Genomic DNA, 14,461 nt, shown 5'->3' with positions numbered 1-14,461 from the left:
TTAAAGCTGTTATTATAGTATGAAAAGTAGAACTGTGTTTGTTTTTTCCTAGTGAACAACCAAAATGATGCGTATATTTGAGATTGAAAAATATTAACATTGTTATCTATGAAAAAAATAGGATTTCTATCGTTTGGACATTGGTCCAATCATCCGTCCTATAAAGCCCGTACGGCAGCCGATACGCTTCTTCAGTCTATTGATTTAGCTGTTGCAGCAGAGGAAATTGGCGTAGATGGCGCATATTTTAGGGTGCATCATTTTGCACAACAATTAGCGTCTCCTTTTCCTTTGCTTTCTGCTATTGGTGCCAAAACCAGTAAAATAGAAATTGGTACGGGAGTTATAGATATGCGCTACGAAAATCCTCTATATATGGTAGAAGATGCTGGTGCTGCAGACTTAATTTCAGGTGGACGTTTACAATTAGGTATCAGTAGAGGATCACCAGAACAAGTTATTGATGGCTGGCGTTCTTTTGGCTACGAACCTGAGCAAGGTGAAACAGATGCTGATATGGGGCGAAAAAAGGCTCTAGAATTTTTAGACAAACTTAACGGAGAGGGATTTGCAGAACCAAATCCGTATCCAATGTTTCCAAATCCGCCTGGATTATTACGTCTTGAGCCTCATTCCGAGGGATTACGTAAGCGAATTTGGTGGGGAGCAGCTTCTAATGCTACAGCAATTTGGGCTGCCGAAAACGGAATGCACCTTCAAAGTTCTACTTTAAAGTTTGACGAAAATGGCAAACCTTTTCATATTCAGCAAGCCGAACAAATTAGATTGTATAAAGAAGCGTGGAAAAAAGCGGGACACGATCGTGAGCCACGAGTTTCAGTTAGCCGTTCCATTTTTGCATTAGTAAACGATCAAGACAAATATTATTTTGGAGATCAAGGCAAGGCAGCAGATAGTTTTGGTTATATCGAAAGTGATAAAAGAGCCATTTTTGGAAGAAGTTACGCCGCCGAACCAGAAAAACTAATCGCTGAGTTAGCGCAAGACGAAGCAATTCAGGAAGCAGATACTGTATTACTGACAATACCAAATACTTTAGGAGTAGATTACAATGTGCATATATTGTCGTCTATACTAAAATATATTGCTCCAGAATTGGGCTGGCGTTAAACTCTTTAATTTAAAAATAAAACTAAAAAGCCTCCCGATTGAAAAGGGAGGCTTCTTGATTTTTCTTCTATTTCTAAAATTATGATAAAAAAAAACTCTAAATCATTGATTTATAGTTTTTAATTTATTTATAAAGCATCCCAAGAAGCACTTGGATAATAAATAGAACTGGTTACAGGAGCTTTCCAGTACTCCTGACTTCCTCCGCGGAAAGTGTGAAGACTTACTGCATTTACATTTCGTTTAGAATCATTTGTTACCCAGCGAATTTTTTGATTTAATATTTCTGTTCCATTTACGTAATATTTAACATATCCATCGGTATTAGATCCTGTATTTAGCTTAACCGATATTTGGCAATTGTAGGTAACTCCTTCCTGAATATAATATTTTTTTCCAAAATCGTTACCGTATTGTCCTGGTTGATCTTTATAATAAACATAAGGCTGAAGATAAGCTCCGCTACCTTTTGCGCTGTTAGATCCATTTGGACAATACCACATAAATCTAGCGCTTCCGCCATTTCCATCCCAACCTGGATCTCCACCAGTGTTTTGGTCACCAATTAAAATACCGTATCCGCATTTACCGCCTCTGCTCCAATAAAATCCGGAATTAAATCTCATCTGAAACCAAACCGTGTAAAGTCCAGAAGACCAAACACCGTACGATGTACATAAACCACCAGGACAAGATAATGTATTGGTTTGTAGTGTAATAGTTCTTGCTCCAGCTGTACCAGCCGCTAAGGCCGCTGCGCTTTTTGCAGTTTTTCCGTCAAAGGAAACATCTTGTTCAGGAGTTTGTTGCACTTCTTTAGTAGTGTTTTGAGATTCATTTAAATCTTGTTCTTTTTCACAAGAATTAAACACTAATGCTGCAATAAAAAGCAGACCAATTAATTTGAGGTTCTTTTTCATTTTTTTTAAATTTTGAGGTTAATAAATTGATAGTGAGTAAATAAAAAAAGTGGTTACATTTATTTACGATGTAAAGTTGATTATTATTAATTTTTTCGAGGAGCAATTAAGTACACTTTTACGTACATAAAAATCCAGTACATATATTTTGGATATATTTTTTATGAAATGTTTTAAAGGATAAATACCTTATTATTAACATAAGTTTAAAAGAATGATACTCTCAAAAGCCAGCATTTTGGCGTAAATTGTTGTATGTATTAAGCAATGAAATTTAAAAACATATAATTATGAAAGCAGTACGTTATTTTGGACATAAAGATGTAAGAGTTGTTAATGATTTAGAAAAACCAGTTCCAAAAGGAGATGAAGTTTTACTAAAAATAGGTGGAGCAGGAGTTTGCCATTCAGATTTGCATATTATTGATGAAGGAACAGTTGGAGATCTTGTATTTACTCTTGGACACGAAAACGCTGGTTGGATTGAAGCTGTTGGTGATACAGTTAAAGATTATAAAAAGGGCGATGCCGTATTGGTATATGGTCCTTGGGGGTGTGGACATTGCAAGCCATGCCAACAGTCAAAAGAAAATTATTGTGATCATCAAAGCGAATTAGGTTATGGAGGAGGACTTGGTTTAAATGGCGGTATGGCAGAGTATATGCTTGTTCCATCTTCAAGATTATTAGTTCCGATTTTTGATCTTGATCCTGTAATTGCTGCACCATTAACAGATGCAGCTTTAACGCCATATTCTGCTATTAAAAGATCACTGCCTAAACTTATGCCAGACGAATATGTCGTAGTTATAGGAGTAGGAGGTCTTGGTCACGTAGCAATTCAGATTTTAAGAGAAACATCTGGAGCAGCGATAATTGCTTGCGATGTAACGGAAGAAAAACTTGCTTTTGCTAAAGAATTAGGAGCTTCTTATACAATCAATTCAAAAGATGCTGATGCAGCAGAACAGATTCTAAAAATCACAGGATTGAAAAAAGCTAAAGTAATTCTAGATTTCGTTGGCGCTACACCGACAATTGAACTAGGAACAAAAGTTGTTGGTATGGACGGTGATTTAACGATCGTTGGTCTTGGTGGAGGATATTATCAGTACAGTATGAACGGACTTCCTTTTGGTGTTACGATGACAAATCCGTATTGGGGATCTCGTACAGAACTTATGGAAGTTGTTGGATTAGCAAGACAAGAAAAAATACATATTGAAATTGAAAAGTTCAACTTGGAACAAGCAAATGAAGTGTACGATAAAATGCGCCACGGAAAAATTAAAGGGCGAGCTGTATTGGTTCCTTAAAATCTTAATGTGAAATATAATAAATTAGGTGTCTTTTAAAGGCACCTTTTTTTTAAAATAACCATGAAATCAGGTATTGTTTTCTCTAAAAGACGTCTGTAAATTTGTAATTAATCAATGAAAATATAATGAAAGTTAACAGTACAGATATTTTTTTAGCTATGAAATCAGCATTATTAAAAAGAAAAGTTGCAAGTTTAATTAAGCAGCTTTTTGGCATATTAGTTTTGACCTTCCTATTTTTTGCTTGTTCAAGTGATGATGGCGGCTCTGATAAAACGTCAGATTATTATTTTAAAGCAAGTCTCGACGGAAAGAAAATAAATTTTTACAATGTAAATTTTCAGGGTGGTGGCAACGATAATCGATTTGAACATATTGTAGTTGCGGGATTTGAGGCACCTTATCCAACTAAAATTGGCGAGCAATTGCCGCCCTCTTTAGATTTCGAAATATGGAGAACAGGAGGAGACATTAAAGCGGGAACGTATACAACACCACAGGAACCAGAAATGATAGCACGTTATGCTGTTCAAACAGCAAACGGAACTGTTGTTTACAATACCAGTGCAGCAGATGATATTTTTACTGTAAAAATCGAGTCTATTAGTAAAAATGGTATTAAAGGTACATTTTCTGGAAAGGTTCGAAATTTAGATTCAGGCAAAGCAATAGAAATAAAAGAAGGAACATTTAATCTTCCTTATGAAGAGATAGTAAATCCCTAAAATAAGATCTATTCAAAACCGATAAAAACCAATTTATTATTTCCCAATTATCATAATATAAATATGAAATTTTATAAACTTATTTTCGCTGTGATGCTTTTTCCCTTTGTAGCATTGAGCCAAAAAGCAATTGCGCCTGGCAATAAAGATATTAAAACTCAGTATATCAAACCAGAAAAGTCGCTCTATACAGTCTATTACGTAAAAGGTAGTGAATGGAAAAATATGGGAGCTTTAACCTACGATATTTCTTCTTCCAATAACCAATTGACTTTAAATAATACTTACACTCCAAAAGACGGCGGAAAGTCTACTTCGCGAATTAGTACAGCAGATGCTCAAACACTTAAAGCGATTAGCTATTCTGATGAAACCAAAAATGCAAAGCTAAACCTTAATTTTGGCGAAACAATTACTGGTAATTACTATTCAAAGAAAACCAAAAAAGATAAAAAACTAAAACTCAATCCTAAGGAGGAATTCTTCGATTTCAACTGGACCGATCATTTAATTGGCACCTTACCGTTAGATGTAGGTTACAAAGCCAGATTTCCTCAATTTTATTATAATGACGGGTCAAATGTTCTAGTTGAATATTATACGATTAAAGAAGTGAAAAGTTTTGATTATAATTCTCCAAGAACTGGTAAACATCAAACTTGGCTTGTCTCAGTTTTAGAAGAAAGTACAAATGCATATTATAATTATATTATTGACAAAAAAGACCACCGTCTATGGCAACGTGAAATGTCTATGGCAAATGGAATGTGGGAAATTACGGTTAATGAAGAGCTAGATTATCAGCCAATTAAAAATAAATTCAATAAAGAGGAAGTAGCAAGGCAAATTTCTAGCGGTAATAGCGTTGTAATTGGAACAGCCTACGCAAGATCTGACTCAGGTAAAAGATTGGGTGGTTTAGTAAATACTGCTAAAAAACAATATGCTCCAAAAGGTACCGAAATTACACTTTTCCCAAGTTCAGCATATTATGAAGAATGGGTAGAAGTAAACAAGAAAATCCGTAAACAGAAAAAAATGCCCGAAGTTCCTTTGGATAGCGATTTTGGATATTCTGTTAAAAAATCTAAAGTCTATGATGATCAGGGACATTTTGAATTTGTAGATCTTATGCCAGGAACTTATGTTGTTATGGTTAGTTTTGATTTTACAAACTCCTATAATTATTCGTATGTTTCCGGATATACCAATTATTACAACTATTACGGTTATCAAGGTTCTACAACAAATTACGGTACAGCGAGGCAATCTTATACGGATAAAGCCAATATTGAAAAACGTGTAAGCATTGATAAGGATGGAGAAAAGAAGGAAATCAATTTAAAAGAAATGTAGTAATAAATATAAAGAGGCCTATTTCTGTTGAATTAGGCTTCTTTTTTTATATTAAATAGTGGCCTTTATTACATAATTTTGCAATTCATTAAATCGCTAGCTTCTTAATCTATTCTATGAGCAATAAATTTTCGGACAACAATCAAATTGGAGTGATATCTACTTTTTCTGAACTTGTGCAAACAGATTTCAAAGGAGAAATGAATGCATTATGTTGGTACAGAAATTTAGATGGTAATTTTAAGGAGATCGTAGAAAAATTATCTTTAAAAGAAAATATAACAGAAGTTTTTCCTGAAGATTTGATTGCTCTTCAGCTTTCAGAAAAAGGAAAAATAGCCAGAGAGATAATCCTAAACGATTTGAAATTGTTGACTGATTTTGGAGCTTCACCTTCTCTGAATCTATTAAAGTGTTATGAGCGAGATGATGAATTTGATTTTATATCTACTGATGTTTATTCATTTCATGTTGACCGTTCGCCAATTGCCACAGATACTTATTTGTGCACTTATCATGGCGCCGCGAGCGATATTGTTGCTAATTCGCAGGTAGAACAAAAAATACTCATCCCTGAAGTTCGAGCAAAACTAAAAGAGTTGCATAATGGAACTGAGGATGAATTCGAAGACTTCTTAAAAGAAAACTACTTTGATTTACATTATCAATTACATGAAAATGCAGAACCAATTAATTTAGGTTTAGGACATCTTTGGCGCTTGGCTGTAGATCATCCAAAACAACAAGTATTGCCTTGTGTTCATAGAGCTCCAATAGAAAATGATGGAGAATATAGGTTATTGCTAATTTGTTAAAAAATGCCCCCAATTGAATTGTATTTATTAGTCTGCGTTATTTTGCGTTTTTTAAAATGCTAATATAATAAAATGATTAAAACTTTCTTTTTCTTAGTTTTGATAAAGTGAGATGTTAAGAAAGTATATCTTATATTAATTGTAGTTCTATTCTTATTTTTATCCTTTTTTTAAAGTTTGTTAATTTATTTTATAAATAAATCCATACAGTTATTTATAAAAAAATAGTATTTGCAAGACTAGTGTTTATGCTTGTTTGTGCGCTTTTTTAGGTTTTAATTTGCATTATTTTGTTTTAATTGTGTTTTTTATGCGTGTTTTTGCGTTTTTATTTGTGTTATATTTAGCATAACTAATCCAAAACCACTTTATTTATGAAACAGAAATTACTCAATTTGTTCTTTTTCATCATTTTTAACGGCTTTGTTTTAAGCCAAGGAACCAATATTCCTTTAGGATGCTCTAACAATGGTCCAGAATTAAGCGCAAGTCCAAAAGCAGACCTGAGAGGTACTTATTTGACTTCGGTTTATAATTTAGATTGGCCGTCCAGTAGAACAGCTGCTCCTGCAGTGCAACAAGCAGAGCTGATTACAATTCTAGACAAATTAGCGCTTAGTGGAATTAATACCGTCTATTTTCAGGTTCGCCCAGAATGCGACGCTCTTTATAATTCTGCAATTGAACCTTGGTCATACTGGCTGACAGGTGTACAAGGAACAGCTCCGAATCCTTCTTGGGATCCTCTTACTTTTGCTATTACAGAATGCAGAAAAAGAGGACTTGATCTTCATGCATGGCTAAATCCGTATCGTGCAGCCGTTGGAACATATCCTTTAGCAGAAAATCATGTTTCAAAATTGCATCCTTCATGGGTTTTTACCGCTTCTAACAATGCAAATCTTAAGATTTTGAATCCGGGTTTGCCCGATGTACAAAATTATATTATTAGTATTGTGCAGGATATTGCTTCCAGATATGATGTTGACGGAATTGTGTTTGATGATTATTTTTACCCTGATCAGGGAATGGCAAACAATCAAGACGCTGAAACCTTTGCCAGTAATAATCCTGACGGTATCAGCGATATTAACGACTGGCGCAGAGATAACGTAAACAAGATGATTGCAGGTGTTTATGATGCTTTACAGGTTATTAATTCTACTAATAATAAAAATGTTGTTTTCGGTGTCGCTCCTTTTGGTATCTGGAAAAGTGGTGTTCCAGCTGGAATTAGCGGAAACTCTTCTTATAGCGCTTTGTACTGTGATCCGATCAACTGGATGCAGAATGGCAAAGTAGACTTTATTTCTCCGCAGTTATATTGGAAAATCGGTGGTGCTCAGGATTATGTTAAGCTTTCTCAATGGTGGAATGACCAAGCGGCGACTTATGGAAGACATTTATATGTAAGCCAAGGGTATGACCGTTTGCCAAGTTCTTCTTCTCAGAACTGGCCTGCTTCGGAAATTCAGAGTCAAATCGATCAGAATCGTATTGCGTCCATGACCAATACCTTTGGACAGACTTCTTATTCAGCGCGATATATCATAAATAATGAAAAAGGGATTACAACAGCTCTACAGAATAATCAATATAAGTACAAATCTTTTCCGCCTTCGATGCCTTGGAAAGATAATATCTGTCCGCTAGAACCAACCAATATAAGGCTTGAGGGAAATCTTTTAAAATGGGATGCTCCAGCTGCCGCAAGTGATGGTGATTTGGCTATAAAGTATGTGATATATGCATTTCCTACACAGGAAGATATTCCTAGTTTAAAACAAGACGGAACAAAAGTTTTAGATATTGTAAATGCTACTGAACTTACACTTACTAATAATCATCTAGCGGCATCAAATAATTATTTTTTGGTGACAGCATTAGATAAAAACAATAATGAAAGTGCCAATACGACAGGTATTAAGATTAGTGCGATTCCTATTATCCCAGTAGCTGTAAGTCCTACAGAGGGACAATTGTATGTGGAATCTCCTGTAAATTTCTCATGGAATTGTAATCTTCCAGATGGGGATTATACTATTCAGGTTTCGAAATCTTTGCAAGGATGGAACCAAACCAATGGATTTACAGCTGATGCAACACCAAATGCCACTGTAGTTGTCAATGATGTGGTTCATACGGTTAAGAATTATGTCTGGGGTCAGCCCAATGCCCGTGTTTATGAGACAGCTATAGGAGGAACAACTTATTACTATACCATAAGAAGTTACAGCGCGGCAACAGGAACATCAAGTTATTCGGTTCCTGTAAGTTTTACTCCAAAGAGTGTAAATTGTACGGTTCCTGCTTCAACGAATATCAGTATAGATAACCTTGTTGCTTCGCTTCAGGGTTCTTGGTCGGCAACTTCGGAAGTGGCAGGTTTTGTGGGAACAAATTATTTGCAGGATAACAACGAAGGAAAAGGAACCAAAACGGCGACATTTGCTCCCTCAATAAACCGAAGAGCAAGATATGAAGTATTTGTCAATCATACGGCTGGAAGCAATCGTGCTAATAATGTACCGGTAGATGTTATTCACGAAGGAGGAACGACAACTGTTTTGGTAAATCAGCAGATCAATAACGGACAATGGGTGTCACTTGGAACTTATAATTTTAGCGCAGGCACAGCTAATAAAGTTGTGATACGAACAGACGGAACTTCAGGAATTGTAGTAGCAGATGCTGTACGTTTTTCTTTTGTAGACTGTCTTCCAGTAGATGCACCTCCAGTAGTTTCTTTTACACCTGAATCTGCTTCGATATGCTCAGGTCAAACAGTAGCCTATACGAATACTTCTTTAAATGCAGATTCGTACAACTGGTCATTTCCTGGAGGAACTCCAAACACGAGTACTGCCGAAAATCCAGTTGTAACTTATCCTGCTGGCGGAACTTATAATGTAGTTTTAACAGCAACAAATGCAATGGGTCCGAGTACCAAAACGCTTACAAATGCAGTTACTGTAAACGCTGCACAGCCTATTACAGCGTCTTTTACGACACCTTCTGCACAGCTGGCAGTTGGCGAAAGCATGACTTTTACTAATACTACAACAGGTGAGGCAACTTATGCTTGGACTTTTTCTGATGGTTCTCCGGCTTCAAGTACAGAAGCAAACCCGACTGTAAATTTCAGTACGGCAGGTTCTAAAACAATTACACTAACTGCCACAAATGCATGTGGAAGCAGTACATATTCTACATCAATTTGTGTGGGAACAAGCGTAAGAACAATGCTTGAAACTTTTGAAACATCGGCAGGAAGATTTACAAGTGCTCCGACAGCTTCGGGCTCCACAACAGGAATTGCGACAACATCTACACTAGCTAGAGCAACTGACAGTTTTAAAAATGGAATAGGTAGTTTGAAAGCGGTACTGAATGATAATACAACTTCAAATGCAAACTGGGTTGTACGATTACTTTCTGGAGGAGGAACTCCTGCAAATAATCAAGTATTTACCGGAACTCAGGGATATTTCGGATTTTGGCTTAAAACAAGCACTGCCAATACAGGAGCAGTTGTTACAGCTTGGATTGATGATACCGACGGTTTGGAAGAGCTGCCTCCGTTAGCGATTATTAATAATGGAAACTGGAATTATTACGAATGGTTTCTACCAACCGCGACTGGAGCTACTATTACAACAGGAAATGGGAAAATAGGAGGAGCTTCGGTAACGCTCGACGCTATTGTAATTAAACAAAATAATACAGCCAATTCAATGACGGTCTGGATAGATGATATTCAGCATACATCGGCTTGTTCGGGTATGCTTGACGTGAAAGAGATTGACGAAATTAAAGGTTCTGATGCATTAGTTGTATATCCAAATCCGACAAACGGAATATTAAATTTGAAAATGGAAAATAATACGCATTCTGATATTCGACTGTTTAATATCTTAGGACAGCATTTGCTAGATGTTGTTTTCGAAGGCACCGATAAGCAGCTCGATTTGAGTAGTTTTGTAGAAGGAATGTATCTTCTTCAGGTAAAAACCGATGGAAAAACAACTTATAAAAAAATCATCTTGCGAAAATAATCTTTATTATACTGCCCGGTTTGTTTCAAATAAATCGGGCAGTTTTTTTTAGAATTTTTGGTCTCACATAAAAAAAACTAATTAAAAATACACTTCTTTCTTAAATTATAAATTGGAATAACCAGTGTTATTATTTTGTGTTAAAAAAGAATTTTTTCTTATTTTTTAGCCCTCATCGCCCTGATATGAATCAAACAGTGTAAAAAATGACACGATTTGTACTTTCAAATTGAATAATAATAATGTTCTTTGGGTAATGAACTTTCTTACAATTTGATGAGAAACGTTTTTGATGAAATTCTTTTCAAGATTTTTCCCCTTGTTTTATGTAATTTTAAACAGATTCGGCAAAAGCTGATTTTCTGATTATTTACAATTGCATACTTATTATGAACTATCTAAAAAACCATATATATGTCAGACAATTATTATTCGAGAAGAAAGTTTTTAGCGAATACTTTATTAGCAACAGCTGCTGCAACAGCAGTGCCGAGTTTCTTGTTTTCAAATGAACTAAAAATTTCTGGAGGAACGGCCGACAAAGTAAATCTTGCATGCGTAGGAATTGGCAATCGAGGAGCAGACATCATTCGTGAATTGTATAATACAGGGCTTGCCAATATCGTAGCACTTTGCGATGTAGATATGGAAGCGCCTCAGACTTTAGACATACTCAAACAATTTCCAGATGTGCCTAGATTTAAAGATTTCAGACAAATGTTTGATAAAATGGGGAATCAGATCGAAGCCGTTTGTATTGGCACGCCTGACTTTTCTCATTTTCCCATTACAATGATGGCGATAGATCTTGGTAAACATGTTTATGTAGAAAAACCAATGGCACGTACTTTCAATGAAGTAGAATTAATGATAAAAGCCGCCAAAAAGCATCCGAAAGTAGTTACTCAAATGGGAAATCAAGGACATTCTGAGGCCAATTATTTTCAGTTTAAAGCTTGGACAGATGCTGGAATTATAAAAGATGTCACTGCTATAACGGCACACATGAATTCGCCTAGGCGTTGGCATGGCTGGGATCCTAAAATTACTTCATTTCCGCCCGCAGAACCTATACCAAGTACATTAGATTGGAATATTTGGCAAATGCAGACTTACGGACATCAATTTAATAAAGAATTTGTAAACGGACAGTGGAGATGTTGGTTTGATTTTGGAATGGGAGCGTTAGGCGATTGGGGAGCGCATATTCTCGATACAGCGCATCAGTTTTTAGATCTTGGACTTCCTTATGAGGTTGATCCGATAAGATTAGATGGACATAATGATTTCTTCTTTCCAATGTCAACGACACTTTCGTTTAAGTTTCCAAAAAGAGGTACTAAACCACCAGTTGAAGTAAAATGGTATGATGGCGTTGATAATCTTCCGCCAATACCTGCAGGTTATGGAGAACAAGGCTTAGATCCTAATATTCCACCACCAAGTAATGGTGCGGTTTTACCAGCAAAACTAAATCCGGGTAAAATTATTTACAGTAAAGATTTGACTTTTAAAGGAGGTTCTCATGGAAGTACGTTGTCTATTATTCCAGAAGAGAAAGCAAAAGAAATGGCTTCTCGTTTGCCTCATGTTCCACAAAGCACGTCAAATCATTTTGCTAATTTCCTAAAAGCATGTAAAGGAGAAGAAAAAACACGTTCGCCTTTTGAGATAGCTGGACCTTTAAGTCAAGTTTTCTGTCTTGGCGTTTTAGCACAATGGACTGGAGAAAAAATTGTTTTCGATAGAAAAAATAAAATCATTACTAGCAGTAAAAATGCAAATGAGCTTCTTGTAGGTCCGCCGCCTCATAAAGAATGGGAACAATTTTATAAAGTGTAAATCTTTGTTTAGCAATTAATAAGAATTGAAGTTATTATTCAAAATGATAAATGTTCTATTAAATAAATCATTGATTTCAATTGTTTTTCTGATCGTTACAACAACGTGTTGTTATGCTGAATGGAATCGCTATACAATTACTGGCAAAGCACAAGGAACAACTTACAGCATTGTCTATTACGGAAAAGACAGCATTGTGACTAAGAAAATAATTGATGAGAAATTAATGCAGCTGGATAATTCACTTTCATTATACAAAAGCGATTCAAAGATAAATCAGTTTAATAATTCGGAAGAAGGAATCATTTTAGATAAGCATTTACTTGCTGTTATCAAAAAAGCACTCTTAGTAAACAAAGACACAGACGGACTTTTTGATATAACAGTTTATCCTTTAATAGAAGCTTGGGGATTTGGCAAGACAAAAACAGAGAACATTCCAGATGCATCAGGAATACTTTCACTTCTAAACTGTATAAACAGCGATTTCATAGAATTGAAAGGAAACTATTTGTCTAAGAAAAAACCATGCATAAAAATTGATCTTGACGGCATAGCACAAGGTTATAGTGTTGATATTCTAGCAGATTTACTGGAGCAATACAACATTCATAATTATGTCGTTGAACTAGGAGGAGAACTACGAGTAAAAGGAACAAAACAGCCTTCTGGTGAGAAAATGAAAATTGGTATTGAATCGCCTTCGGAAAATGAATTTGACAATCAGCCTTTTAATGAAATTGTACAATTAAATAAAGGCGCTATTACAACATCGGGAAGCTACAGAAAATTTCATGAGAGTAATGGCCGTAAGATTACACATTTAATAAATCCTAAAACAGGTTATCCGCAGGATAATGAACTCATTAGTGTTACAGTATATGCAGAAGACGCTATAACGGCAGATGCTTACGATAATGCACTTATGCTAATGGGACTCGAAAAAGCGTTGAATTTTGTAGAAAAGAGAAAAAATATTGCCGCTTATTTTATTTATAAAAATAACACTGGAACTATTTCTACAAAAGCTAGTACTGCTTTTTTAAAATTAAAAAATGACTAACTATTATTAATAAACCACATGAAACGCAGAGATTTTATACGCCAAACGGGCTTATTTACAACTGGCTTATTACTGCATCAGCAGATTTTGCAAGCTGCAGTTTTAGATGAGGAAAAAAAGAATATTTCGGTTGCTGTAATTGGCTGTGGCGACAGAGGAAACGGATTAAGTTTTGTTCTTAAAGAAATGCCGACCGAATTTACGCTTAAAACAGTTTGTGATGTTTTGCCGTTTAGACTCGATCAGGCAAAGATGATTAATAAAGCAAATAATCTTAAGTACGAAACCGATTATCGTAAAGTCTTAGACGATAAAAAAATTGACGCTGTTATTATTGCCGTTCCTTTATATCTTCATTATGAAATAGCATCTGCAGCTATTAAGGCTGGAAAACATGTTTATCTCGAAAAAACAATGACTTATAATGCAGAGCAAGCACTCGATTTGGTCAATTTAATGAAACAGCATCCAAAACAAGTATTGCAAGTTGGGCATCAATACCGATATACGCCACTTTATTTTAAAGTAAAAGAAATGATTGATAAAAATTATCTGGGCAAAGTAACACAAATTGACTGTCGTTGGGATCGTAATGCAAGCTGGCGAAGACCAGTTCCTTCAGGTTGTACCGACAGGCAAATCAATTGGCGTATGTATAAAGAATATTCTGGAGGATTGCCAGCTGAGTTGTTATCGCATCAGGTTGATTTTATTAATTGGGCTTTCAACACACATCCTGACGAAATAATCGGTACAGGCGGTATAGATTATTATAAAGACGGAAGAGAAACTTTTGATAATGTTCAAACCATTCTTCGATACAGTAAAGATGGAATGATCGGAAATTTTGGCGCTACTTGCAGTAATGCAAAAGACGATTATTTGTTTAAAATAAAAGGAACAAAAGGAACGATTCAATTATTAGTAGATGAAGGCGTTTTCTTTCCTGAAAAAAATACTAGAAAAGAATTAGAAGTTGTTGATGGCGTTACTGGCGCTACAAAAATTGAATGGAATAACGATGGAGGCATCCCGATTTTAAAAGAAAAATCGAAAGACGGAAGCTGGTACGCATTACAGGAATTTTATAAAACAATTAATGAAGGAAGTTTGCCTGCATCAAATGTTATTACGGGGGCAACTACAGCTTTTTGCGTGCATCTTATGAATAAATCTATCTATGAAGATTCCATTCAAAAATGGAAACCTGAATTTAATCTTACTAATATCTAAAC

At 35.4% G+C, this 14,461-nt stretch carries 10 protein-coding genes; 9 read left to right on the top strand and 1 reads right to left on the bottom strand.

Annotated elements, in window-relative coordinates; genetic code table 11:
• Positions 1-108: 108 nt before the first annotated feature.
• The gene (locus tag HNP35_RS13235; protein ID WP_184162710.1) at positions 109-1,131 is read left to right on the top strand and encodes an LLM class flavin-dependent oxidoreductase; all 1,023 of its coding nucleotides are present in this window, start codon (positions 109-111) and stop codon (positions 1,129-1,131) included.
• A gap of 128 nt (positions 1,132-1,259) precedes the next feature.
• Here HNP35_RS13235 and HNP35_RS13230 read toward each other — a convergent pair whose 3' ends face one another.
• Positions 1,260-2,051 carry a polysaccharide lyase gene (locus HNP35_RS13230; protein WP_184162707.1) on the bottom strand — a complete coding sequence of 264 codons (792 nt, stop codon included), beginning with the start codon at positions 2,049-2,051 and terminating at the stop codon, positions 1,260-1,262.
• A gap of 290 nt (positions 2,052-2,341) precedes the next feature.
• Between HNP35_RS13230 and HNP35_RS13225 the strand changes: the two genes are divergently transcribed.
• From HNP35_RS13225 to HNP35_RS13190, 8 genes are all read left to right on the top strand, one after another.
• Positions 2,342-3,367: an NAD(P)-dependent alcohol dehydrogenase gene (locus HNP35_RS13225; protein WP_184162705.1), complete on the top strand. Its 1,026-nt coding sequence runs from the start codon at positions 2,342-2,344 to the stop codon at positions 3,365-3,367.
• 128 nt (positions 3,368-3,495) lie between these two features.
• Positions 3,496-4,095 carry a hypothetical protein gene (locus tag HNP35_RS13220; RefSeq protein WP_184162702.1) on the top strand — a complete coding sequence of 200 codons (600 nt, stop codon included), beginning with the start codon at positions 3,496-3,498 and terminating at the stop codon, positions 4,093-4,095.
• A gap of 63 nt (positions 4,096-4,158) precedes the next feature.
• Complete coding sequence (locus HNP35_RS13215; protein WP_184162700.1) at positions 4,159-5,451, top strand: hypothetical protein; 1,293 nt, start codon at positions 4,159-4,161, stop codon at positions 5,449-5,451.
• 116 nt (positions 5,452-5,567) lie between these two features.
• Positions 5,568-6,266 carry a DUF1826 domain-containing protein gene (locus HNP35_RS13210; RefSeq protein WP_184162697.1) on the top strand — a complete coding sequence of 233 codons (699 nt, stop codon included), beginning with the start codon at positions 5,568-5,570 and terminating at the stop codon, positions 6,264-6,266.
• A gap of 374 nt (positions 6,267-6,640) precedes the next feature.
• A complete protein-coding gene (locus tag HNP35_RS13205; protein WP_184162694.1) occupies positions 6,641-10,321 on the top strand; it encodes a family 10 glycosylhydrolase in 3,681 nt (1,226 codons plus the stop codon).
• 414 nt (positions 10,322-10,735) lie between these two features.
• Entirely contained in the window at positions 10,736-12,163 is a 1,428-nt protein-coding gene (locus HNP35_RS13200; protein ID WP_184162691.1) for a Gfo/Idh/MocA family protein, read from the top strand.
• Positions 12,164-12,206: 43 nt separating this feature from the next.
• A complete protein-coding gene (locus HNP35_RS13195; protein ID WP_184162688.1) occupies positions 12,207-13,226 on the top strand; it encodes an FAD:protein FMN transferase in 1,020 nt (339 codons plus the stop codon).
• Between the two features lie 18 nt (positions 13,227-13,244).
• Entirely contained in the window at positions 13,245-14,459 is a 1,215-nt protein-coding gene (locus HNP35_RS13190) for a Gfo/Idh/MocA family protein (RefSeq protein WP_184162685.1), read from the top strand.
• The last annotated feature ends 2 nt before the right edge of the window (positions 14,460-14,461 follow it).

It is taken from the genome of Flavobacterium notoginsengisoli (genome assembly GCF_014207905.1).
Taxonomy (GTDB): Bacteria; Bacteroidota; Bacteroidia; order Flavobacteriales; family Flavobacteriaceae; genus Flavobacterium; species Flavobacterium notoginsengisoli_A.
Note: the sequence above shows the minus strand (reverse complement) of the source record. Positions and strands in the feature narration are given on the sequence as shown.